This window comes from Mesorhizobium comanense, from assembly GCF_005503535.1.
GTDB lineage: Bacteria > Pseudomonadota > Alphaproteobacteria > Rhizobiales > Rhizobiaceae > Mesorhizobium > Mesorhizobium comanense.
The window spans coordinates 259,709-283,104 of the sequence record NZ_SCNN01000006.1 but is presented as its reverse complement, the minus strand read 5'-3'; the positions used below and the strand labels follow the sequence as shown (position 1 = coordinate 283,104).

Annotated in this window: 24 protein-coding genes and 1 tRNA gene; 15 read left to right on the top strand and 10 right to left on the bottom strand. The window is 64.3% G+C overall.

Features of this window, described 5'->3' with window-relative positions; translation table 11 throughout:
• Positions 1-15 precede the first annotated feature (15 nt).
• Positions 16-618, top strand: a complete 603-nt coding sequence (locus tag FFS37_RS13755; RefSeq protein ID WP_137931493.1) for a hypothetical protein — start codon at positions 16-18, stop codon at positions 616-618.
• 37 nt (positions 619-655) lie between these two features.
• Here the strand turns inward: FFS37_RS13755 and FFS37_RS13750 are convergent, their stop codons facing one another.
• Positions 656-1,669 (bottom strand): helix-turn-helix domain-containing protein, encoded by a 1,014-nt coding sequence (locus FFS37_RS13750; RefSeq protein WP_137931492.1) that lies wholly within the window; start codon positions 1,667-1,669, stop codon positions 656-658.
• A gap of 448 nt (positions 1,670-2,117) precedes the next feature.
• Here FFS37_RS13750 and FFS37_RS13740 point away from each other — a divergent pair, with 448 nt between their 5' ends.
• Positions 2,118-5,981, top strand: a complete 3,864-nt coding sequence (locus FFS37_RS13740) for an autotransporter domain-containing protein (RefSeq protein WP_171026268.1) — start codon at positions 2,118-2,120, stop codon at positions 5,979-5,981.
• Positions 5,982-6,338: 357 nt separating this feature from the next.
• Here the strand turns inward: FFS37_RS13740 and FFS37_RS13735 are convergent, their stop codons facing one another.
• Entirely contained in the window at positions 6,339-7,313 is a 975-nt protein-coding gene (locus FFS37_RS13735) for an oxidoreductase (protein ID WP_137931490.1), read from the bottom strand.
• A 54-nt stretch (positions 7,314-7,367) separates the two neighbouring features.
• Between FFS37_RS13735 and FFS37_RS13730 the strand changes: the two genes are divergently transcribed.
• A complete protein-coding gene (locus tag FFS37_RS13730) occupies positions 7,368-8,375 on the top strand; it encodes an AraC family transcriptional regulator (protein ID WP_210240455.1) in 1,008 nt (335 codons plus the stop codon).
• A 253-nt stretch (positions 8,376-8,628) separates the two neighbouring features.
• On the opposite strand, the gene FFS37_RS13720 is transcribed toward FFS37_RS13730, so the two are convergent.
• Positions 8,629-8,705: transfer RNA gene (locus FFS37_RS13720), tRNA-Arg, on the bottom strand.
• A gap of 254 nt (positions 8,706-8,959) precedes the next feature.
• Between FFS37_RS13720 and FFS37_RS13715 the strand changes: the two genes are divergently transcribed.
• Positions 8,960-9,547 (top strand): IMPACT family protein, encoded by a 588-nt coding sequence (locus FFS37_RS13715; RefSeq protein ID WP_137931488.1) that lies wholly within the window; start codon positions 8,960-8,962, stop codon positions 9,545-9,547.
• A gap of 136 nt (positions 9,548-9,683) precedes the next feature.
• On the opposite strand, the gene FFS37_RS13710 is transcribed toward FFS37_RS13715, so the two are convergent.
• Both FFS37_RS13710 and FFS37_RS13705 read right to left on the bottom strand, forming a co-directional pair.
• A complete protein-coding gene (locus FFS37_RS13710; protein ID WP_137931487.1) occupies positions 9,684-10,610 on the bottom strand; it encodes a DUF1003 domain-containing protein in 927 nt (308 codons plus the stop codon).
• 285 nt (positions 10,611-10,895) lie between these two features.
• The gene (locus FFS37_RS13705; protein WP_137931486.1) at positions 10,896-11,789 is read right to left on the bottom strand and encodes a D-alanyl-D-alanine carboxypeptidase family protein; all 894 of its coding nucleotides are present in this window, start codon (positions 11,787-11,789) and stop codon (positions 10,896-10,898) included.
• Positions 11,790-11,997: 208 nt separating this feature from the next.
• On the opposite strand from FFS37_RS13705, the gene FFS37_RS13700 reads away from it, so the two are divergent.
• From FFS37_RS13700 to FFS37_RS13690, 3 genes are all read left to right on the top strand, one after another.
• Positions 11,998-13,098 carry a hypothetical protein gene (locus tag FFS37_RS13700; RefSeq protein WP_137931485.1) on the top strand — a complete coding sequence of 367 codons (1,101 nt, stop codon included), beginning with the start codon at positions 11,998-12,000 and terminating at the stop codon, positions 13,096-13,098.
• 92 nt (positions 13,099-13,190) lie between these two features.
• Positions 13,191-13,802 carry a nucleoside triphosphate hydrolase gene (locus FFS37_RS13695; protein ID WP_137931484.1) on the top strand — a complete coding sequence of 204 codons (612 nt, stop codon included), beginning with the start codon at positions 13,191-13,193 and terminating at the stop codon, positions 13,800-13,802.
• A 111-nt stretch (positions 13,803-13,913) separates the two neighbouring features.
• Positions 13,914-14,267: a hypothetical protein gene (locus FFS37_RS13690; RefSeq protein WP_137931483.1), complete on the top strand. Its 354-nt coding sequence runs from the start codon at positions 13,914-13,916 to the stop codon at positions 14,265-14,267.
• Between the two features lie 37 nt (positions 14,268-14,304).
• Here the strand turns inward: FFS37_RS13690 and FFS37_RS13685 are convergent, their stop codons facing one another.
• The 3 genes from FFS37_RS13685 to FFS37_RS13675 form a co-directional block, all read right to left on the bottom strand.
• On the bottom strand, positions 14,305-15,009 hold the full coding sequence (locus FFS37_RS13685; RefSeq protein ID WP_137931482.1) for a glutathione S-transferase family protein: 705 nt from the start codon (positions 15,007-15,009) through the stop codon (positions 14,305-14,307).
• Positions 15,010-15,202: 193 nt separating this feature from the next.
• Complete coding sequence (locus FFS37_RS13680) at positions 15,203-16,411, bottom strand: beta-ketoacyl-[acyl-carrier-protein] synthase family protein (protein WP_137931481.1); 1,209 nt, start codon at positions 16,409-16,411, stop codon at positions 15,203-15,205.
• Between the two features lie 4 nt (positions 16,412-16,415).
• Positions 16,416-16,670: an acyl carrier protein gene (locus FFS37_RS13675; protein ID WP_137931480.1), complete on the bottom strand. Its 255-nt coding sequence runs from the start codon at positions 16,668-16,670 to the stop codon at positions 16,416-16,418.
• Between the two features lie 202 nt (positions 16,671-16,872).
• Between FFS37_RS13675 and FFS37_RS13670 the strand changes: the two genes are divergently transcribed.
• The 5 genes from FFS37_RS13670 to FFS37_RS13650 are packed head-to-tail and all read left to right on the top strand — an operon-like array spanning position 16,873 to position 19,237.
• Positions 16,873-17,715, top strand: a complete 843-nt coding sequence (locus FFS37_RS13670; RefSeq protein ID WP_137931479.1) for an urease accessory protein UreD — start codon at positions 16,873-16,875, stop codon at positions 17,713-17,715.
• Between the two features lie 22 nt (positions 17,716-17,737).
• A complete protein-coding gene (locus FFS37_RS13665; protein ID WP_137931478.1) occupies positions 17,738-18,040 on the top strand; it encodes an urease subunit gamma in 303 nt (100 codons plus the stop codon).
• An 11-nt stretch (positions 18,041-18,051) separates the two neighbouring features.
• Positions 18,052-18,306 (top strand): DUF1272 domain-containing protein, encoded by a 255-nt coding sequence (locus FFS37_RS13660; protein ID WP_137931477.1) that lies wholly within the window; start codon positions 18,052-18,054, stop codon positions 18,304-18,306.
• Between the two features lie 31 nt (positions 18,307-18,337).
• Complete coding sequence (locus FFS37_RS13655) at positions 18,338-18,925, top strand: HupE/UreJ family protein (RefSeq protein ID WP_137931476.1); 588 nt, start codon at positions 18,338-18,340, stop codon at positions 18,923-18,925.
• A gap of 6 nt (positions 18,926-18,931) precedes the next feature.
• Positions 18,932-19,237, top strand: coding sequence for an urease subunit beta (locus FFS37_RS13650; RefSeq protein ID WP_137931475.1), 306 nt, complete (start codon positions 18,932-18,934; stop codon positions 19,235-19,237).
• A gap of 71 nt (positions 19,238-19,308) precedes the next feature.
• Here FFS37_RS13650 and FFS37_RS13645 read toward each other — a convergent pair whose 3' ends face one another.
• Complete coding sequence (locus FFS37_RS13645; RefSeq protein ID WP_137931474.1) at positions 19,309-19,815, bottom strand: hypothetical protein; 507 nt, start codon at positions 19,813-19,815, stop codon at positions 19,309-19,311.
• Positions 19,816-19,929: 114 nt separating this feature from the next.
• Positions 19,930-20,310: a hypothetical protein gene (locus tag FFS37_RS13640; RefSeq protein ID WP_137931473.1), complete on the bottom strand. Its 381-nt coding sequence runs from the start codon at positions 20,308-20,310 to the stop codon at positions 19,930-19,932.
• A 166-nt stretch (positions 20,311-20,476) separates the two neighbouring features.
• Between FFS37_RS13640 and ureC the strand changes: the two genes are divergently transcribed.
• The 3 genes from ureC to FFS37_RS13625 all read left to right on the top strand — a co-directional run bounded on the left by ureC (position 20,477) and on the right by FFS37_RS13625 (position 23,388).
• Positions 20,477-22,189 (top strand): urease subunit alpha, encoded by a 1,713-nt coding sequence (ureC, locus tag FFS37_RS13635; RefSeq protein WP_137931472.1) that lies wholly within the window; start codon positions 20,477-20,479, stop codon positions 22,187-22,189.
• A 66-nt stretch (positions 22,190-22,255) separates the two neighbouring features.
• Positions 22,256-22,744: a DUF29 domain-containing protein gene (locus FFS37_RS13630; protein ID WP_137931471.1), complete on the top strand. Its 489-nt coding sequence runs from the start codon at positions 22,256-22,258 to the stop codon at positions 22,742-22,744.
• Between the two features lie 50 nt (positions 22,745-22,794).
• Positions 22,795-23,388: a hypothetical protein gene (locus FFS37_RS13625; RefSeq protein ID WP_137931470.1), complete on the top strand. Its 594-nt coding sequence runs from the start codon at positions 22,795-22,797 to the stop codon at positions 23,386-23,388.
• Positions 23,389-23,396 lie beyond the last annotated feature (8 nt).

The window sequence follows — 23,396 nt, the reverse complement described above, 5'->3', positions numbered from 1 at the left end:
GTCCATACTCGCGCCATGACGCGTCCAGGCTCGCTCTGCGTGCAGCTATGCGCGGCTCTGCTGGCCGTGGGTTGTCCGCGCGCCGTGGCCGACGGCGCCAGGATGTTCGAGGCCGGCGCCTATTCGTTCTCCGACGAACTCGGCGGCTTCCGCATCCTCTCGGCCACCGGCGCGGGGACACGCGCCGACCCGATCGTGGTCACCGAGGAACTGGAGACCGCCGACCCGGTGACGCTGACCATCCGCGCCGCCAGGCCCATCCAGCCCTTCGGATCGACGGGCGATTATGCGACCGGCTACATGCCCCTGAAGATCGTCGCCCTCAACAACAGCGGCGACGCCTGGATCGAATTCGAGTTCGAGCTGCAGTCGATCAAGAACGTGCCCAGCGACTATGGCGACGGGCTGTCCTTCGACCAGGCGCAGCGCGAGGACGGCATGATCAAGTCCGACAGCTTCGCCGAATTCAAGCGCGACTTCGAACCTTATGACAGGCTGTTGTTCAGGAAAGGAAAGGTCGACCCGCTGGAGACTGCCTCATTCTCTTTCCTGGTGACGGATTTTTCGCCGAAGGAGCGGTTTTACCTGGTGGAAGAGCCGCATATTCCTTCGTCTTGAAGAGGCGCGGTCTCGTAGGCGGGAGGCCGTTCCCTCGCTACGACGCCTGCCGCGCCGTCGCGGCGACTTCCACCCACCACCGGTTGACCACTTCAGGGCTCGTCAACTGGGTTTGCGCCGATGCATCCATCTGCACCTTGCGATATTCGCTGGCGGTCACGCCGAACCGCTGGCGGAAGGCGCGACTGAAATGAGCTTCGCTGTTGAAGCCGAGATCCGCCGCGATCCGCGACAATTTCCGGGTCTCCAGAGGATCGCTCAACGCTGCCCGGACAGCGACGAGCCGGCGCTCCTGCACGTAGCGCATGATGCCGCCGTGTGGCGCGAAGACCCGATAGAGTGAAGCGCGTGAGACCCTGAGCTTTTCAGCCAGGAAATCCGGGGAGAGCTTGCCGATGGCGAGATTGTCGCGAATCGCGGCTTCCGCCAGCGACATAAGATCATCGTCGGCGTCCCTTGCGTTTCGGGATGGGAAGTCGGGCTGTATCAAAAGCCGCTTGAGGAAATCCGCGGTTTCGGAAACCTTGCCCGCAACCTCTTCCTCCGATATCTGCGTGCTTCGCTCCTGGAGCGAGCGCATGTGCGCGGCAAGCAGGTCGTTGCGGAGCGGATCGAGACGCGGCTTCAAAGTGCCCGGCAATATGCCGCCCAGCATGGCGCGGGGGACAATGAGCGACAAGGTGTTGGAGGCGTAGGCGCGCGTCCGGACCTCATGGGCCAGATCGATCACCGCGACCCTTCCGGGACCGATCGAGGCCTGTTCTCCCGAAATCATTCCGTTGAAGCCGCCGCTGACATAGAGGTGGAGCAGGATATGGTCCGGCGTGCCGGCGATGCGCTCAGCGTCGCGCACGAACGCCTGCGGTCCGAAGGCCACTTTCGCGATGATCATGTCGCCCAGGATTGCTCCGTTCGCCGATCCGGCAGGCAGCTTCTTGCTGCGCGTCCAGGGCCGCGGCTCGAAAAGCGGCGACAATACCGCGCTCCAGGTCGCGAAAGCCGTTTCAGGGTCCAATCCAGTGGTTACGTAATAGAGCCTAGGTATAGCCATGCCTAAAGATTTTTTTCTCATTCATGTTTGCGCGCAGCGGCAGCAAGCAGTGAAACCCAATTCGAAATACAGGCGCCCCGAAATCAAGAGCGCTCCCGTCGAGTGAACGCATCTGGCTGCCCTCTGTTCCGGCGAGCGAAGCAGAGCAGATTTTCGATATTCCGCGAAAGGATTGATCGAGCGTCTCAAAGCGGCGCTTTCCCGCAAAGTGGGTAGGTCCGGATACTGACATTCTTGCCTAACTCATGTTTCAAGCGACCTCGGATGGGGATGCCGTTGCAATCGCGGCGTGTGCTTGGGGTGGGGTAAAGTGCATAATCTTTCGAACGTAATTGTTTCCGCGTCGCGACCCTTGAAGGTGTTTGGGAACTCTCCTTGCATGAGGGGTGGGGAACCCAAGGCGCCGAGTCACAACAGGGTGGTTGGAAACAACGCCTGGCGTCAAGGCTTGCTCGTCTGTACCGCGCTGGTCGGCGTGGTGCTGATCGCCAACGATGCCTTGGCGCAGTCCGCGGGCGGTCGCGGCGGCAACGGAAATGGTGCCAGCCAGGGCGGCGCCGGGCAGACCTTTGGGGTTGCGGGAACGCCAGGCCAAGCCGTCGATCAGTTTTACCCCGGCGCCGGCGGCGGTGGCGGCGCGGGCGCGGCCGGCGGCGTTGGCGGCACCGTTAGCTTCCCGGGTGGAAGTGGCGGGACGGCCGGTGCCAACGGCACTGTCGGCGCTCCCGCTGGCGGACAGGGCGGCGACGGCGGCAACACCAGCTATGGCGGTGGTGGTGGCGGCGGCGGCGGCGGTAACGGCGTTCTTCTCACATCAGGCAGCGCCCAGTTGATAACAGCCACGGGCGGCAATGGCGGCAATGGCGGCGTCGCGAGTTACGGCGCCGCCGGTGGCGGCGGCTCGGGCGGCTATGGTGTCGGTGCGACCGGGGGCGCGCTGATCCTGAACGTGTTGGGCCCGATAAAAGGCGGCAATGGTGGTGCCGGCGGGAACGGCACCGGCGAACCAAGCGCCGGTGGCTCCAGCGGCAGCGGCGGCGATGGTGGCGGCGGCATCTACTTCGGATCAGCCGGCTCAAGGCTCAATCTGGTCGCCGGCTCGGTCACCGGTGGCACCGGCGGCGCCGGTGGTGTGGGCGGTCGCGGCAACGGCGTCTCCGGACGTGGCGGTAACGGCGTCGATTTCATCGGCGTCGGCAACAATATCGCCGACGTCGCTGCAGGCACCACGATCCAGGGCGGCAATGGCGGAGCCGGCGCGGCCGGGGGCGCTGGTATCCTCGGCAACGGCATCGCCGTCACCAATCTCGGCACGATCGCCGGCGGTCTCTCCAATCTCGGCGCAGCCGGCGCCGTACGGGCCGACGCGCTTACATTCACCGGCGGCAACAACAGCCTGACGCTCGGCAATACCAGCGCGACCGGAACGATCACCGGCAATATCGGCATCACCGGAACACTGACCATCGATCCCGGCACGGCGGCCGGTGGCAGCGTGACGCTGGGCAACGTCATCCACGACGCCACCACAGCCGGCAGCATCGTCAAGTCCGGTGCGGGAACGTTGGTGCTGACGGGGACCAACACCTACACCGGCGGCACCACTTTCGCGGCAGGCATCCTCAACGCGGGCAGCGCCGGCGCGCTCGGCACGTCGGGGACGCTCAGCTTCACCGGCGGCGCGCTACAGTACAGTGCGGCGAACCAGACCGATTATTCGGGCCGGTTCTCGACCGCCGCCGGTCAGAAAGTAAGCGTCGACACCAATGGCCAGAACGTCACCTGGGCGTCGAACCTGGCGTCGTCCGGCGGCAGCCTCACCAAGTCGGGCACCGGCACGCTGACCCTTACCGGCAACAACAGCTTGGACGGCGGCGTCACGATCGCCGGCGGAACAGTCAACCTGGGCAGCGCCGGCGCACTTGGAACCTCCGGGGCCATCACCTTCGCCACCTCTGGCGGAGGCAGGCTGCAATACAGCGCCAACAATCAAGCCGACATTTCGAACCGGATTTCGACCGCCGCGAACCAGTTCATCGGCATCGACACCAATGGACAGAACGTCACCTTCGCCACGACGATAGCGGCTACAGGCAGCAGCACGCTGGGCAAATTCGGCTCGGGGACGCTCACCTTGACGGCCGCGAACGCGACCCGGCTACGGATCGACGGCGGCTCCGTCGTGTTGACGGGCAGCGGAAGCATTGCCGGAGACGTCTATTTCACGGGCGGCGGCCTGTCGTCGGTGTTCGACATTTCGCAGACCACCTCCGGGGCAACGATCGGCGGCCTGGCTCGCCTCGGCCCGGCCGAAACAGCTTCCGGAACCGTCAAGCTCGGCAGCAAGACCCTGACGATCGACGGCAATGGCCTTATTAGCACCTTTGTCGGTGTCATCGAAGGAACCGGCGGGGTCACGGTCGCGGGCGGATCTCTGAATCTCGGAAACACGAACACCTATACCGGTGCGACAACAGTCCAGAACGGCGACCTGCGGCTTTACGCCGACAATGCGATCGCCGCCTCGAGCGAACTCAATCTCTCTGGCGAGGCGAGTGTCGAGTTGAACACGGCGACAGCGACGATCCAGACGTTGCGCGGCGTTGCCGCCAGCACGGTGTACATACAGGACAAACTCAAGATCACGAACGGCTCGACCTCCTATGCGGGCGTGCTCGCAGACTCCTACGATCCTTCCAGCCTGATCATCGCCGGCGGCCACCAGACGCTCGACGGCGTCAACACCTATACCGGCACCACGACTGTCGAAGACGGCGCCACGCTGACAGTCAACGGCTCGATCGCATCGTCCTCGATGACGACAGTCCAGGCAGGCGGCACGCTGGGCGGCATCGGCACGGTCGGCAATGTCACGGTCGATGGCGGTACGCTCGCGCCGGGCAGTTCGACCGGAACGCTGACGGTGCAGGGCGACCTGTCGCTGACATCGCAGTCGACCTATCTGGTGGACGTGTCGCCAACCAGCGCGGCCCGTGTCGATGTCACAGGCACGGCTGGCCTCAACGGCGCGACGCTGCGGACATCCTACGCGCCCGGCAGCTACGTCGCGCGGCAATACACGATCCTGACGGCCGACGGCGGAGTCGATGGCACGTTCAGCGGACCGGTCAGCAGCAATCTGCCATCATCGATCAAGCAAACCGTCAGCTATGATCCCGAAGGCACCGGTGTCTATCTCGACACCGAGCTGAGCTTCGTCGTGCCGGGCGGCCTGAACGGCAACCAGCAGGCGGTCGCCAACGCGCTGATGACGTATTTCGACAGCACCGGCGGCATTCCGGTTGCCTTCGCCGCGCTCAGCTCCGAAGGGTTGTCGCAAGCTTCCGGCGAGACGGCGACAGGCCTGCAGCAGACGACCTTCAACGCCATGGACCAGTTCCTGGGTGTCCTGGGCGACAGGTCGCTTCAGGGCCGCGCGCCTGGCGGCGATATCACGGCGTCCGTCGGCGACATGCCGTCCTCACGGTGGAATGTCTGGGCAACTCCCTTCGGCTTCTCCAACACGACCGACGGCGATCCCGCTAAGGGCAGCAACACCCTGACCAGCCGGCTCTACGGATTGGCGGTCGGGGCCGATTACCGTCTTTCGCCCGATACGCTCACGGGTTTTGCCGTGGCCGGCGGCGCCAGCAGCTTCAATGTCGGCGGTTTCGGCTCGGGAAGGACCGACCTGTTCCAGGCCGGCGCCTTCATCCATCATGACATCGGCGCTGGCTACATCGACGCGTCGCTCGCCTATGGCTGGCAGGACGCAAAGACCGAGCGTTCGGTCGGCGCCGACCGCCTCGAGGCGCGCTTGCGCCCGCAATCCTTCGCCGGGCGTCTCGAAGGCGGCTATCGTTTCGACACGCCCTGGATCGACCTGACGCCCTATACCGCCGCGCAGTTCGCGACCTTGGCATTGCCGGCCTACAGCGAGACCGCCAAAGCCGGGGCGGACACCTTCGCGCTGAGCTACGACTCGAAAAACCTCACCGCGACGCGGGCGGAGCTCGGGTTGCGGACCAACAAGTCCTTCTTCCTCGACGACAAGATGGTCACACTGCGTGGCCGTGTCGCCTGGGCACACGACTTCGACACGGATCGCAATGTCACCGCGACGTTCCAGGCTCTGCCCGGTGCAACGTTCGTCACCAGCGGCGCGGAACGGGCGGCCGACGCCTTGCTGACTTCCGCATCCGCCGAGATGAAGTTCAACAATGGCTGGACGCTATCGGGAACAATCGACGGAGAATTCTCCAAGACCACGCACAGCTATGCAGGGCGGGGTGCCGTGCGGTACGCGTGGTAAGGAGAAGGGCACACTGGGCCGCTTACCTGAGCAGGCGGCCCAGTGTCCCGCGGCCGGCCGGCCCAAGCCGTGCCAGATGTTGTGAAGGCTGACGCGGATTACTTTCGGCAGTGCCCGCAATGCAGATGGCGACGCTTAGGATGGACGCCGACCCCGGGCGTGTCATGAATGCCGGGCCGAGGTTCTGAGACACGGCAAGACGTCGCCGCCGACCCCGGCTTCTAGCAGCTGAACTTGCAGGCGACGTGAGCGGAGAGGCGCGGCGGGTATGCGGCGTTGAGTGGCTGATCTTACTGATGCGCCGCGCCCAGTGATGATGAGGACTGCACCTACGCTATAGCCCTCCCGGATATTGGGTCAATCCAGCGACGCCCCCGTCATCTGCTCACTGAGCTGCCATAGGCGGCCGGCGGCGACGGGATCGATTGCCCTCGGACGAACACCATGCAGGTCCGGCATGTCATCGCGAGCAAGTGCCGGCGCGATATTGCAGTCCGCACAATAGACGCCGCCCATCCCGGCCAGGTCGGGGCTGGTCGCGCACCAGACCGTGGTGGCGGCGCCCTGTTCCGGTGTCTTCATATTGTTCTCGGGGTCGATCACCGGATTCCCATCTGCATCAAGGATTCCGCCGGCCTGAAGCTCGGCACGCGCCATGTGACGCACGAGCGGTGTTGCGATGGCGCCTGGATGCACCGCGAAGGCGCGGATGCCCGATCGTTGGCCGATCGAATCTAGAGCGACTGCGAACAGCGCGTTGGCGGTTTTCGACTGGCCGTAGGCTTCCCAGCGATCATAGGGACGCCGCTCGAAATTCGGATCGTGGAAATCCATGCCGGCCCGGCGATGGCCATAGGAACTCAGCGCCACGACGCGCGCGCCCTCGGTGCGTACCAATGCTGGCCAAAGCCGGCAGGTGAGTTGGAAGTGGCCGAGATGGTTGGCAGCAAACTGCATCTCATAGCCCCGGGCGTCCCGCCCGAGGGGCGGCGCCATCACGCCGGCATTGTTGATGAGGATGTCCAGCCGGTCGGTCAGCGACAGGACGTGTTCTGCAAATCGATCGATCGAGGCCGGATCGAGCAAGTCCATCTGCGCGACCGCGACATCGGGCATGGCGGCAAGAGCTTCTGTCGCCTTGGCCACATCGCGCGCGGGAACGAGGACTTTAGCGCCGACCCCGCGCAGCACACGCACAGTTTCAAGGCCCAGGCCGGAATAGCCTCCGGTCACGATAACTGCCTTACCTGTCAGATCGATGCCGTTGATGACCTCAGCGGCGGTCGATGCCGGGCCGAAGCCGGAGACAATGGGGGATTGGGGTGTCGGCATGGCCAGCTCCTGTGTTGCATGATCAGAAGCTAGACCCGTGAGACTGAACGATGAATGCTTGAACGTACATGTTTCGCGCGCAATAGTTCGGAAATCATGAGTGACCCTTTATCCGATGTGCTCGAACTGGTCAGCGCTCGCTGCAGTCTTTCCGGCCAGCTTGTTGCGGGCGGCGACTGGACGCGCCGCTTCGCCAATGTCGATGCAATCAAGATCCTGGCGGTGACGCACGGTGCCTGTTGGTATTCCGTTGACGGGATGCCCCAACCCAAGCCCTTCGAGGCCGGCGATGTCCTGGTTACGAACGGCAAGTGTGGGCTTGTCCTGGCCAACGATCCGACGCTGATCGCACACGCGCCATCGACGCCTCGCGTCAAGGACGAACATGGCGTCTATCGTCTTGGCCATGGCAACGACATCGCGCTGCTGGGCGGGATCGTCGAGGTCGATGATCGGCGTTCCACGCTACTGCTCGATGCCTTGCCGCCATTCATTCATATCGGCTCCGACGCCCCCGACGCGGCCGAAGTCGCCTGGCTGCTGCGTCGGATCGACGAAGAAATGCGGGCGGTGGGAAAAGCAGGCCAGGCGATCATACTGGGCCATCTCACCCAACTCCTCTTTGTCCATACATTGCGTGCTTATCTCGCCTGCGCCCCCGAAGCAGACGTAGGCTGGATCAAGGGACTTGGGGACCGGAGGCTGGCGCCTGCGCTTGCCAGAATGCATGCGGAGCCCGCACACCCCTGGAACCTGGAGGACCTCGCGCAAGTCGCCGGCATGTCACGGACAGCGTTCGCGGTTCGGTTTCGCAACGTGATGGGACTGCCACCCCTGTCCTATCTCACCACCTGGCGGATGTTTCTCGCAGAGCGCGAACTACGAGGCGGCGCTTCAATCGCGGAGGCAGCCGAAGCAATCGGCTATACGTCCGAAAGCGCCTTCAGCAATGCCTTCAAACGCACCTTGGGAGCGGCTCCGGGCCGACTTCGCAAAGCCTCCGCGAAAAAACGGATGGCGGCGACCCAGCACTCGCCGAATTCCGCCACCTCACCATTCTAAGCCGTCTCGGGCGTAGCGGTTTCGACCAGGGCTTTTTGCCATGGGCCTGGGCGATCTGGCTGACGAGCTTCGCCCAAAGCGTGTCGAGAGCATAAACAGCACCAGCTTCGGGTCGGCGTTATCCTTCAGAACCCGAGAGAACAACGCCCGCCTGACGTGTTCTGGACTGGTGGGAAAGCCAAGTACTAAGACGCGGGTTGCCGCTTCCAGCGGGAAATCGGCGGTTTTCGGCGTTCATAGTTCTGTACTGAAATGGCGCACCCGACAGGATTCGAACCTGTGACCTCTGCCTTCGGAGGGCAGCGCTCTATCCAGCTGAGCTACGGGTGCTTTCCGCGAGGCGGAAAACGAACCGGGTGAACCGGCAAGTCAGGGCTTCTTAGCGGAAGCCGGGGCGGGCTTCAACGGCGAAATGGAGCAGCGGTGCGCTGCGGGGCGAGAGGCCATGAATTCGCATCCTGCCGTGGGCTTGATCCGCTGAACGGCATTCGGTGCCGCGCTGCGAAAGACCCGGCTGCTACCAACAGGCCTTTTCTTGCGGTATGCGCGGTTTGGCACCAGGCGTTGCAAACCAGAAGAGCGTCATGTTCAGCATCGAGCGACCCGCGACATTCGGGCAGGAGATCAGGAAAAGCCGCTTCCTCGCGACTGCCGGACCCGTTTCGACCGAGGAGGCCGCGAAGCAGTTCATAGCCGCTCACGCGGTTGCCGACGCCAACCACAATTGCTGGGCATGGCGTATCGGCATGAACTACCGGTTCAACGATGACGGCGAACCGAGCGGGACGGCCGGAAAGCCAATTCTCCAGGCGCTCGACGGCCAGATGCTCGACAATGTCGCGGTCGTGGTGACGCGCTGGTTCGGCGGCATCCTGCTCGGCAGTGGCGGGCTCATGCGCGCCTATGGCGGCACGGCATCCGCCTGCCTTCGGACGGCCGTCAGAATCCCAATCGTCGTGACCGTCGAAGCGACCATCACATGCGGCTTCTCCGATCTGGCCCTGGTCCAGGCTCGGCTGGCGGCATCGCCCGGGGTTCGCATCCTGCATGAGAATTTCATCGCGACCGGCGCGGAACTGACCGTCGCCGTCCCGGAGGCGGAAGCGTCGTCGATGGCGCGGATGGTCATCGACCTCACCAGCGGCCGCGCAACGGTGCTGTTGCCGGATTGAGCCAGCCATGATGTCGGGCGCCGCGAGAGGGGGTCGGCAGGAGGATCCGATCCGGCCGTTCGGTGCGCCACGCGAGATGTCGTGCCGTGTCCCGCTTTGTCGGTGCGACCGCCGCAGACCGCCAACTGGTTGGGCGCTACTGCGCCACTTCGCCCTTCACCGCCCTTCGCCTCACCCCGCGCACGGTGCGCTTGGCCTTCTTCGCACCCGCCAGTTCGTTCATCGCATCGAGCTGCATCTGCTGCATTTCGGCCAGCCGCGTCCATTGGCGGGAGATGAGGTAGTCGAGCTTTTCGTGCAGGTGGCGCACTTCGAGCTCGGCCTTGAGGTTGACGCGGTATTCGTTGAAGGAGCGCAGGCGGTCCTTCACCTCCTGGCGCTTCTGGCTCATCATGATGACCGGCGCCTGGATGGCGGCGATGCAGGAGAGCAGGAGATTGAGCAGGATGAAGGGATAGGGGTCGAAGGCGCTGTTCAAACCCTCGAACAGATTGATGCCGATCCACACCAAAAGCACGGCGGCAAACGAGATCAGGAACCACCAGCTGCCGCCGAAAGCCGCCATGTTGTCGGAGACGCGGTCGGGAAACGTCCGGTGCTCCTCGAACTCCTCCTCCGAGTTTTCGGAAATCGTGTCCTGCCTGGCGATCGATTCCACCACCTGGCGGTCGAGCTCGGAGAACTCGCCATGCTCCTGCTGCAGGAGCTCCTCCATGTAGCGCATGCGGTAGCGGCCGAGTTCCTCGCGGCTGACGCGGGCGCCCTTGGGCAGGTCCGGGTGATCCGCGCGGATGCGGTCGGCGAGGCTCGGGCGCAGCGTGTCGATGCGCACCAGGTCGCGCTTGCGGAATTTCCGGCCCGAGATCGCCGACGGCTTGCGCTTCGGCTTGATGCGCGACGCGCCGGGCGCGACCGGCTCGGAATCCGGCACTTCGGGCGTGTCGAAATGCTCGTCCGAAACCTCATGCAGGTCGGCTTGCGTGGTCGTCGCCTCGAAATATTCGCCGCCGCTGTCGTTCTGGTTGTCGGCGGCCTTCTCGGATGCCTTGGGGACGGTGCTCATGATCGGCTCCCTGCTGTCGCGCCAGAGCAATTCTCGGGAATTGCTCCAAGAGTTGGAGGATACGCCAAGGCGACAGGGCATAGCCACCATGGGATTTCGCAGCCTATGCCATGTCTTCCGCACGATTGCGTGACAGCCGCAAGACAATAGCCGGCTGCTGGGTTCTTATAAGCCCTCAAATGCTCACTGAGGCGCCGGCTTTGTTATCTCCGGGCCGAAGCGGCTTCGCGGCAACCTGGTGTCGATCCCTGGACGTTGGCAGCGGGCACGGCGGAGCGGCGCCCGTCACTGCTGTTCGGCGAACATCAGCCTGGTCCTGGCGGGATCCATTGTCGGCGACAGGCTGCGCTGGATCAGCGCCTCGACATGGTCGTTGCGCTGGCGGGCGCTGTCGGCGCCCATCACCACCACGATCAGCTGGCGGCCGTCGGCATCGTAGGAGGTGACGATGTTGAAGCCGGACGCCCTGATATAGCCGGTCTTGATGCCGTTCACGCCGCGCACGCGGCCAAGCATGTCGTTGTGGCCGCGCACCAGCTTGCCGCGGAACATGAAGTCGCTTTCGGAGAAATAGTGGAAGTGCTGCGGAAAGCGCCGCTGCAGCGACATGCCGAGCACCGCCATGTCGCGCGCCGTGGTCATCTGGCCGTCGTCGGGCAGGCCGGACGCGTTGCGGAAGGTGGTGCTGGTCATGCCGAGCGCGCGCGCCTTGGAGGTCATCATGACGGCGAACTGGTCTTCCGAGCCGCCGAGATATTCGCCAACCGCCACCGCCACGTCATTGGCGGATTTGACGACGATGGCGCGAATGGCGGAATCGACGTCGATCGTCTCGCCGCGCCGGAAGCGCATCTTGGTCGGCGGCTGCGAGGCGGCGTGATCCGACACCGGGATCTGCGTCTGCTTGGTCACGCGGCCCGCTTCCATCGCCTCGAACAGGAGGTAGAGCGTCATCATCTTGGTGAGCGAGGCCGGATAGCGCTGCGCCGCCGAATTGACCTCGAACAGCTGCTTGCCGGTCTTGCCGTCGACGACGATGGCCGCGTATTTCTGCGGCGGCGCGGGCACGGCGAGCACCGTGTCCGGCGGGGTCGTGGTCGAGCAGCCGGCGACCAAAGCCGTCAGGGCCAGGGCAACCAGGATCTTCTGGAAAAGCGGGAAGAGGCGCGGGAAGGACAAGGGCGAGGCTGTTCTTGGATCGGCTGTTGCTTGAGATAAGGCGAAGCTAACGTAACGCGGCGGATGCGTCCATTTGGTTAATGGCCGACAGCCCCGGGATTGTCGAGACCCGCGCGGGGTCAAACCGATGCGAAATGCCGGCTCGGGTGCTTGCGCGAGGCGCGCCGAAAGGGTTCTGCTTGCGGCTTCAGATTCGGATGAGAGCACCATGGATACCGTAACGATCAAGGCCAAGGGCATTTCTGTTTCGCTGGACCTCACCGTCGGCCACATCGCCGACATGACCGTCGACAGCGGCGGCAGGCAATTGAAACCGCTGCATCGCGCGCCCTGGGTCGGTGCCGATGAGGCGCTGCCGCAGGATCTGCCGCGAGGCACGGTCCGGCTCTCCGGCGACTTCCTCTGCGCCCCGTTTTCGCGCAGCGATGTCGAGGAGGCGCCGCTGCATGGCTGGCCGGCCAACAGCGCCTGGGATGTCAGCGAAGACGGCGCCACGGACGACGGTTGGCGCGCGGTCTTCCGGCTGCGGCACAAGGTCATGGGCGCCAGCGTCGACAAGATCTTCACGCTGCGCGACGGCCACTCTTTCCTCTACCAGGAGCATGTGTTTTCAGGCGGCTCAGGCGCGATTTCGGTTGCCCATCATCCGATGACGGCAGTGACAGGCGGCGGCAGGCTGGCCTTTTCGCCCAAGCGCTTTGCCGCCACCCCAGCCGATCCGCTGGAGCCCGATCCCGCGCGCGGCCGCTTCATGCTGGCCTATCCGGCGCGATCCGCCGACCTCAGCCATTTTCCCGCCGCTGCCGGCGGGACGGTCGATCTCAGGCAATACCGCATGGATGACCGGCGCGAGGATTTTTTGACCCTGGTCGAAGCAGACCATGGCGGACCAGGCTGGACAGCGCTGGCGCGCCGGGCCGAGGACGACCTTGTGCTGGTGCTGAAGAATCCGGCCGAACTGCCGGTTACCATGCTGTGGCTCAGCAATGGCGGGCGCGACTATGCGCCCTGGAGCGGCCGTCATCTCGGCGTGCTCGGCATCGAGGACGGCCGCGCCGCCGTCGGCCACGCCGCTTCGCTTGGCGACAACTGGCTGAAGCGGGAGGGCGTGGCGACCGCGTTTGCGCTCTTGGAAGGACGCAGTTTCTCCTTCCGCCATGTCATCGGCGCGCTGCCTGCAGCCGGCGGCGAACCACCAGGGGAGATCACCACGGCCAACGGGCGGATGCGGCTCGGGGCCGGCGCGATCACGCGGGAGGTTGCCTTCGACAGCGATTTCCTGCGTATCGGCCAACCGGCGGCCGCTTGAAGCGGATTGCCGCGAATTCCCGGTTTGAATTTTTCGTGAACAGCCGACAAGATGCGGCAAAGATCGTGCCGCCGCCAGGCAAGTGAGGCCTCATGTCGGAAATCGCCCATCTCGCAGCAACCATCTTCAAGCGCGCCGGCAAGGCGAATCGCTTCATCGTCGCCATCGCCGGCCCGCCGGGAGCGGGCAAGTCGACCTTGTCGGCCGGCCTGCACGACCTGCTGCCGGAAGGAAAGGCGGAAGTCGTGCCGATGGACGGGTTCCACTATGACGACATCGTGCTCGACCGGCGGGGCCTGCGGGCACGAAAAGGCGCGCCGGAAACCTTCGACTTCGCCGGCTTCGAGACGCTTCTGAAACGTATCCGGGCTGGCGAACCCGACATCGCCATTCCGGTCTTCGACCGGAGCATGGAATTGTCGCGCGCGGCTGCGGCGATCATCGGCACGGACACCAAATTCATCCTCGTCGAAGGCAACTACCTCCTGCTCGACGAGGAGCCATGGTCGCGTCTCGCGCCACTGTTCGATTTCTCGATCTTCGTCGAGGTGTCGCGCAACGAGCTCGAACGCCGCCTGGTCGAGCGCTGGCACGGCCATGGCCGTTCCGACGAGGATGCGCGCGCCTGGATCGCCTCCAATGACATGCCCAACATCGAGCGCGTGCTGGCGCGGCGCCGGGCCGCCGATCTGGTCATTGGTTAACCCAGGTTAATCTGAGTTAACCTGCTTAATTTTCAGTATTTTTTGGCTGGAACCTTAAGACTTTCGCGCCGTTATGGCCGCGAACCCCATTGTTCGGCGTAAGGATTTCCGATGGCGCTCAAGGCAAGAAAACCCGTGGCCGCCAAGGCGAGGAGCATGAAGGCAGCACAGGCGAAAGCCGGTGCTGGCACCGAGCTCGCCAGGGATGCCAAACCCACTTTCGGCAAGGCAGCCCCGAGGAAGGTGGTGCCGGCGGCAACCAAGGCGGCCGCGCCCCGCAAAGCGGCCCCGGGCAAACACCCTCAAGACAAACAAGGTCAGGACAGGCAAGGTCAGGACAGGCAAGGGACCCTTCGAACGGTCGCCACCATCGCCGCCGGTGCCGTGGTCGCAACGGCTCGCGGCGCCGCTTCGCTCGCGGCCTCGGTGATCGGCAAAGGCGGCCCAAAAAACAAAGCAAAATAGCCGGTGATCTTCTCCGGCCGCCGCCAAGCTTTGAGATTCAGCCCCTTTCGGGAATGGTCAGGCCCTTCTGCACCGCTGGCCGCGCAAGGCCGCGGTCCAGCCATGCCGCCACATTGGCGAACTCATCGAAGCCAACCAGTTCGCGAGCCTCGTAAAAACCGATCAGGTTGCGCACCCAGCCGAGCAGCGAGATGTCGGCGATGGTGTAGTCGTTGCCCATGATCCACTTGCGGCCCTTCAGCCTGCCGTCCAGCACGCCGATCAGCCGCCGCGATTCATCACGGTAACGCTCCAGCGGACGCTTGTCGGCAATCTCGCGGCCGGCGAATTTGTGGAAGAAGCCGAGCTGGCCGAACATCGGCCCGACCGAGGCCATCTGGAAGAAGACCCACTGAATCGTCTCGTAGCGCCGCGCGGCGTCGATAGGCATCAAGAGGCCGGTCTTCTCGGCGAGGTAGAGCAGGATGGCGCCGGATTCGAACAGGCCGATCGGCTTGCCGTCGGGGCCGTCGGGGTCGATGATCGCGGGAATCTTGCCGTTGGGGTTGAGCGACAGGAATTCCGGCGTCCAGCTTTCGTTCTTGCCGATGTTGACGGCATGCGGCTCGTAAGGCAGGCCAACCTCTTCGAGGGCAATCGAAACCTTCACGCCGTTGGGCGTCGGAAACGAATAGAGCTGAATCCGGTCGGGATGCTTGGCCGGCCAGCGGGCGGCAATCGGGAAGGCGGACAGGTCGGCCATCGAAAACTCCTGAGCGGGGATTGGCGCCAAAGGCGCTGACTGGGGCGGGGACGCAAGGATTAAGCTCCCGACCCAGTCGGATCAATATGGCGGCAGCGGTTTCGCATGCACGCACTGTCAACGGGCACGCACTGTCGATGGGATCAAGAGGCGGCTCGCACAGGCCGTCGCGCCAGATCGAACGCCCCGGGGCTCAGATGGCCTTGAAGGCCAGCACGGCGTTGGTGCCACCGAAGGCGAAACTGTTGCTGATCGCGGCGCGCACCTTGCGCTCGCGCGCGACATTGGGGGTCACGTCGAGATCGCAGTCTGGATCGGGCTCGCGGTAGTTCGCGGTCGGCGGCACGATGCCTTCGCGGATCGCCATCACGCAGGCGATCATCTCCAGTCCGCCCGACGCGCCCAGGCAATGGGCGTGCATCGACTTGGTCGAGGAGACCGACAGCGAGCGCGCATGCTCGCCAAAGACGCGCTTGATCGCGTTGGTCTCGATCTGGTCGTTGGCCTTGGTGCCGGTGCCGTGGGCGTTGAGATAGTCCACATCCTCGGGATTGAGCCCGGCGTCCGCCAGGCAAAAGCGCATCGCCGCTTCCGGCCCCTCGACGGTCGGGGCAACGATGTCGGAGGCATCGGCCGAAAGACCAGCGCCGGCGACTTCGGCCAGGATGGTGGCGCCACGCGCCATGGCGTGGTCGTAGCTTTCGAGGACCGCCATGCCGGCACCCTCGCCGAGCGCAAGGCCCTGGCGGTCGGCGGAAAACGGCCGGCAGGTGTCAGGCGCCAGCACGCGCAGCGCCTCCCAGCCCTTGAGCACGCCCCAGACCAGAGGCGCTTCGGCGCCGCCGGCCACCATAACATCGGCGCGGCCGAGCCTGATCTGGTCGACAGCCGAGGCAATGGCGTGGTTGGCCGATGAACAGGCCGAGGTGACGCCGAACACGGGCCCACGCAGGCCAAGATGCATGCTGACCTGGCCGGCGGCCGCGCCCGGCATGACCTTCGGGACCGTGAAGATGCCGGCGCGATTCTTGCCTTCCATCAGGATGGCGCGATAGTTCTCCTCGATCGTCTCGAAGCCGCAGACGCCGATGCCGACGACGGTGCCCATGCGATAGCTGTTGTCCGCATGCGGCGCCAACCCTGATTGTTGCATGGCTTCACGGGCGGCAATGGCCGCCAGCAGGCTGAAGCGGTCCATCGAAACCAGCTGCTTGCGTTCGATGCCGTGCTCGGGCAGCGCCTTGACCTCGCAGCCGATCTTGACCTTGAGGTCGTGCAGGGACGAATTTTCGATCGGCCCTATCGCCGAACGTCCGGCGCGCATTTCATCCCAGATCGCCGGCGCATTGGTGCCGAGCCCACATATCCCGCCAAGGCCGGTGATGACGACGCGCTTCAGCATTCGGTCAGGCTTTTTTCGCGATCAGCGCGCGAACGGCCTCGATCATGTCGCCGACGTTCTTCAGATTGCTCCAGGCATCGACCGTGTTCATCTCGATCTCGATGCCATACTGCTCCTCGAGGTCGAAGATAATCTCGGTCAGCTCCAGCGAATGGATGCCGAGCGCCGTCAATTCGGTGCTGGTGGTGATTTCCTCACCGCCCGTCTCGGCATGGGCCTTGATCTTCTCGATGATTTCGGTTGCCAGTTGGTCAGCCATTCGGTTTCTTCCCCACTCTGTCGTTTCCCGACGCCAACTGAACAGCGCCTTCTTGTCCTCGATATCAGGCCGCGACCATCGCTCTTTACCCCCGCCAAGCATCGCCTGACCGCACCAAGTTGGCTCCCTCTATAGAAACGGAAACGCCATCAAGCAACAAGCTATATATCGACAAACCCGCCGCAGTGCTTAACCTGAAGGCGTGGATACGATCGAATATACCAAGTTTTCGGCGGCTCTGGCCCAGCGCGCGGCAGGTCTGGCTCAATTGGGTTGCGCCAGCGCCGATGGCCGCACCCGGCTGCGCAGGCTCTATCAGGAAGGCTCCGCCAAGATCAGGCGGCCGGCCGTTTCGAGCGGTCCGCTGGAGGCTGTTCTCATCAATACCGCCGGCGGTCTGACCGGCGGCGACCGCCTGGCATGGGAGGTGGATGTCGGGGCGCATGCCAGCGCCGCCATAACCACCCAGGCCTGCGAGAAGGTCTATCGCGCCGCGTCGGACCATGCCGACGTCCGGGTAAGACTGACGGTCGGCGAGAACGGCCGCATCGCCTGGCTGCCGCAGGAAACCATCGTCTTCGACCGCGCGGCCTTTGCCCGCACGCTGGAAATCGATCTTGCCCCGGGCGCCGAGGCGCTGGTGCTGGAAGCCACGGTCTTCGGCCGCCTGGCGATGGGCGAACGCGCCGCGCATGGCAGCTTCCACGACCGCTGGCGCGTGCGCCGCGACGGTCGCCTCATCCATGCCGAGGATTTCCGCATCGGGCCCGATATCGCGGCGGCGCTTGGGCGCCCGGCGGTTGCCGGCGGCGCGATCGCGGTGGCGACGCTGCTGCTGGTGTCGCCTGATGCCGAAGCGTTGCTCCATCCGGTCAGGGAGATCGTCGGCGCCCAGGGCGGCGCGAGCTTCTGGAGCGTGACGACATCTGGCAAGCTTCTTGCGAGGCTTCATGCCGGGGACGGCTACCAGTTGCGCCAGCGGCTGGTTCCGCTCGTCGGACTGCTCAACGGAAGGGCGGGACTGCCCAAATTATGGTCACTGTGATTCTGTCTGTGTTGGAAACCGCATGAACCTGACGCCACGGGAAAAGGACAAGCTGCTGGTCGCCATGGCCGCGATGGTGGCACGCAAGCGGCTGGAGCGCGGCGTCAAGCTCAACCATCCGGAAGCGATCGCGCTGATTACCGACTTCGTCGTCGAGGGCGCCCGTGACGGCCGCCCGGTGGCCGAGCTGATGGAGGCGGGAGCCCATGTCGTCAGCCGCGCGCAGGTGATGGAGGGCATCGCCGAGATGATCCACGACGTGCAGGTGGAAGCGACCTTCCCCGACGGCACCAAGCTGGTGACCGTGCACGAACCGATCCGCTGAGGAGGACAAAGATGCTGGACCTGCGCCCCAATTGCGAATGCTGCGACAAGGATTTGCCGCCCGAGGCGACAGACGCGCTGATCTGCACCTTCGAGTGCACCTTCTGCGCCGATTGCGTGGAACATGTGCTGGGCGGTGCCTGCCCGAACTGCGGCGGAAATTTTTCGGCCCGGCCGATTCGTCCCGCCGCGATGCTGAAAAAATATCCGGCCTCGACCAAACGCGTGCTCAAGGCCGAGGGTTGCGGCCCACGCAAGGCTGCTTGACGGCCAACCCTCCAACGAAAGGCGAAATCAGATGATCCCTGCCAAACGCTTTTGCCTGTCGACCGTCCTCTTGCTGGCGGCGGCGATGCCTGCCTATGCCCATGTCGGCATCGGCACGACCTCCTCCTTCACGGCCGGCTTCATGCACCCGCTCTCCGGTCTCGACCACATGACCGTCATGGTCGCGGTCGGCCTGTGGGCCGCGCTCAAGGGCGGCAAGGCGATCTGGGCATGGCCGGTGGCCTTTGTCGGCGTGATGCTGGCCGGCGCGGCGCTCGGCATGGCGCATGTGCCGGTGCCCTTCGTCGAACCCGGTATACTGGCATCCGTCGTCGCGCTTGGCCTGCTGGTGGCGCTCGCGGTCGACTTGCCGGTTCCAGCCGGAGTGGCCATCATCGGCCTGTTCGCGCTGTTCCACGGCCATGCCCATGGCACCGAAGTGCCCGAAAATACGGGCGGGCTGGAATACATGGCCGGCTTTGCCGTCGCCACCGCGCTCCTCCATGCCATCGGCATCGCCGCCGGCCTGGGCCTCGGCCTCAAATTCCGCGGCCTGACCCGCGTCGCGGGCGCGGCCTGCGCCGCGATCGGCGTCGGCCTCGCTTTCGGCGTGGTGTGACATCAGATGATCCCAGGCGAAATCATTACGGCCCAGGGCGACATCGAGCTCAACAAGGGCCTGCCAACCGTCACCCTGAAGGTGGCGAACAGCGGCGACCGGCCGATCCAGGTCGGCAGCCACTATCATTTCTTCGAAACCAATGAGGGGCTGAAGTTCGAGCGTCAAAAGGCCCGCGGCATGCGACTCGACATCGCCGCCGGCACCGCCATGCGTTTCGAGCCCGGCCAGGAGCGCGATGTTACGCTGGTGCCGCTCGGGGGGAAACGCGAGGTGTATGGTTTTCAGCAAAAGGTGATGGGCAAGCTGTGAGCCAAGCGGCGGCCAACGCCTTGCGTGAAACGAGGGCGACGGGCGTTGCCTGCTTGCAAGCAGATAGCGGCTCAGTTGGAAGACTTGGCGGCTGCGTAGATGACGATCTTGCCCGGATCGTCAAATTCGACGGCGAGAATGTCCTGCGCAAGCACACGACGCGAATCGATGGCATTGAAGAGCAAGGCGTTGGCCTCGATCTCCTTGCGCAGCTCGGCGACATCGTCCTGATGCTGCCTGACCTTGTCTTCGATGGCCCGGGGCGGGCCGCCTCCGCTGCGCGCGGCGTCGGTCAGCAACACGATATCGACCTTGTCGAGCTTCGAGGTCTTGCGCACCGTGCTGATGTTTTCGCGGGTGCGCTCGATCGCCGAATTGATCCTGCCGGCTTCGGTGGTGGTCCTAGCTTCTTCCTCGCTGACCTGCGAACCGACGATGCGGTCGACCGTCTCGGGACTTTCCAGGCCCTGCGCATTCAGCGCGGACTGGGGAATGCTCGCGGCGAGGAAGGTGGCGATGGCTATCGCATGCGGCCAGCGCGGACTGGCCAAGGTTTCAGCCTGAATTTCAGGGGACATCTTTCGCCTTCGCGGTTTGTCTCGACGCTCCGGAAACGAAACGACCGTGGCCCTGCCACGGTTCCCAAGGATTCAAGGACGGCGGACCGTGAGCCGGTCCGCCGTGGCCAAGGATCAGCTGGCCTTCTTTGTGATCAGGGTCAGCGCCCCGTTGGGCTCCATGCTGGCCGCGACCACCTGCGCGGAGGTCATTCCCTTGGCCTGGAGGGCGGACTTGACCTTGGGGGTGGCATCGATCGAGCTGCGCAGTTTCTGCAGGCCCTCTTCGCCACGCTGGGCAACAACCTGGTTGACCTGCGTCTGTGTGTCCTTCGGCAATTCCGTGATGTCGACAATGTTGACGCTCTGGATCGCCGGCGCCGCCTGCTGACCGCCGGGGGCCGGGGCCGTGCTGCCGGGGGCGGGCGCGGCCGGAGCTGGCTGTTGCTGCTGGGCGCCCGCGGCGCCCGCCATCATCAGGCTGGCGGCGGTGGCAAGAACTATCGTTTTGCGCATGGATTTTCCTTCCATCGATTTGGCAAACGGTCGTTGTGGGGTGACCGGCCAACCTCATCCGCCAAATGGGTCCGGAAGGTGTCGCCCAGCGGGTCATTGCGTGACCATTGGACGGCGACGATGTGCAGATCCCCTCAATCCCACCGCATTCCGGGAGCAACCACCGATGGCCAGAATAACCCGCGCCGCCTATGCCCAGATGTATGGCCCGACCGTGGGCGACAAGGTGCGGCTGGCCGACACCGAACTCTTCATCGAGGTGGAGAAGGACCTCACCATTCCCGGCGAGGAGGTGAAATTCGGCGGCGGCAAGGTCATCCGCGACGGCATGGGCCAGAGCCAGGTCTCGCGCGCTGAGGGCGCGGTCGATACGGTGATCACGAACGCCCTGGTGATCGATGCCGGCGCCGGCATCTTCAAGGCCGATATCGGCCTTCGCGACGGCCGCATCGCGGCGATCGGCAAGGCAGGCAATCCGGACACGCAGGACGGCGTCACCATCATTATCGGCCCAGGCACCGAGATCATCGCCGGCGAAGGTAAGATCCTGACGCCGGGCGGCTTCGACGCGCATATCCACTTCATCTGTCCGCAGCAGATCGAGGAGGCGCTGATGTCGGGCATAACCACGATGCTCGGCGGCGGCACCGGCCCGGCGCATGGCACGCTGGCCACAACCTGCACGCCCGGTCCCTGGCACATGGCGCGCATGATCCAGTCCTTCGACGCCTTCCCTATGAACATCGGCCTTTCGGGCAAGGGCAACGCCTCGCTGCCGGCCGCGCTCGAGGAGATGGTGCTGGGCGGCGCCTGCTCGCTGAAGCTGCATGAGGACTGGGGCACGACGCCGGCTGCCATCGACTGCTGCCTGTCGGTGGCCGACGATCACGACGTGCAGGTGATGATCCACACCGACACGCTGAACGAATCCGGTTTCGTGGAAAACACCGTCGCCGCCATCAGGGGCCGCACCATCCACGCCTTCCACACCGAAGGCGCCGGCGGCGGCCATGCGCCCGACATCATCAAGGTCTGCGGCCTGCCCAACGTCATCCCGTCCTCGACCAATCCGACGCGGCCCTACACAGTCAACACGCTGGCCGAACATCTCGACATGCTGATGGTCTGCCACCATCTCTCGCCGTCAATCCCCGAGGACATTGCCTTCGCCGAAAGCCGCATCCGCAAGGAGACGATCGCGGCCGAGGACATCTTGCACGACATCGGCGCCTTCTCGATCATCTCGTCGGACAGCCAGGCCATGGGTCGCGTCGGCGAAGTCGCGATCCGCACCTGGCAGACCGCCGACAAGATGAAGCGCCAGCGCGGGCGACTGCCACAGGAGACCGGCGACAGCGACAATTTCCGCGTCCGCCGCTACATCGCCAAATACACGATCAACCCGGCCATCGCGCATGGGCTGTCGAAGGAGATCGGCTCGATCGCCGTCGGCAAGCGCGCCGACCTCGTGCTGTGGAACCCGGCCTTCTTCGGCGTGAAGCCCGACATGGTGCTGATCGGCGGCATGATCGCCGCCGCCCCGATGGGCGACCCCAACGCGTCGATCCCGACGCCGCAGCCGATGCATTACCGCCCGATGTTCGGCGCCTATGGCAAGGCGCGGACCAATTCGTCGGTGACCTTCGTTTCGAAGGCGGCGCTGGAGTCCGGCCTGCATGGACGGCTCGGCGTCGAGAAGCAGTTCGTCGCGGTGGAAAACACACGCGGCGGCATCGGCAAGCATTCGATGGTGCTCAACGACGCCACGCCACATGTCGAGGTCGATCCCGAAACCTACGAGGTCCGCGCCGACGGTGAATTGCTGACCTGCGAGCCGGCGACCGTGCTGCCGATGGCGCAGCGGTATTTTCTGTTTTGAGGCCGGCCCTGGAGGCCGTAGCATGAAGCCGTTTAAACGCGGCCTGCTTTAGGGCATTATACGCACATGAACAGAGTTGACCGGCTCAGGGCGCCGACGCCCTACGAAACGGACTTCGCGCAGTGGAGTGCCGAGCAGGGCGCGCTGTTGCGCGAGGGACGTCTTGGCGAGCTTGATCGGGAGAATATTGCCGAGGAGATAGAAAGCTTGGGGAGGAGCGATCGAAGGGAAATCCGCAGCCGGATGCGGGTGCTGATAGCGCACCTCCTGAAGTGGGAATTCCAGCCGGGCCATCGATGTCACAGCTGGCAATCGTCAATTTCTAAACAGCGCATCTGGATCGAAGGCATCATCAAGGACAGTCCGAGCCTTCGTCGCTATCCCGGTCAGATTTTCACCCAAGCTTACAAGGACGCCTTACCTCTTGCGATGCGGGAAACGGGCTTACGGGAATCGCAATTTTCAAGTGAGCCGCCGTTCACCGCCAAGCAGGCGCTTGATGGGCAATTCTGGCCCGGCAGTCCACTTTCGATGGACGATTTCTTGCGAGACTAGCAATCCATGAATGTCGAGCGCGCGCTCCACCACCTAGCTTGTTGAGGCCTATGGCCACCGAACTCGCCTCTCCCCACGACATCTTCCCGCATATCCGCATCGTCATGGGCATGGTGATCGGACTCGGCGTCACCCGGCTTCTGTCGGGACTGGCGCGCACGGTCCAGCATCCCGGGCAATACCGGCTCTACCCCGTGCATCTGGCGTGGGTCGCTTCGGTGCTTCTGATGCTGGTGCATTTCTGGTGGTGGCAGTTCGGCCTCTACACCATCGAGACATGGACCTTCGGCAAGTACCTGTTCATCATCTTCTATGCGATCACGCTGTTCCTGCTCTGCGCCCTGCTGTTCCCGGACTCCATGCTCGATTACACCAGCTACGAGGACTATTTTTACTCGCGCCGCGCCTGGTTCTTCGGGCTTCTGGGCGCGACATACCTGCTCGACGTCATCGACACGCTGTTGAAAGGACCGGAGCATTTCGCCCATTTCGGCAACGAATATCTGTTCCGAACGCCGATTTTCGTGGGACTTTGCATCGCGGCCATGCTGGTGCGCGACCGCCGCTTCCACATCGCCTTCGTCGCGGCGGCGCTGATCTATCAGATATCGTTCATCCTGCGGCTCTTCGACACGATCGCATGACGGAAGCG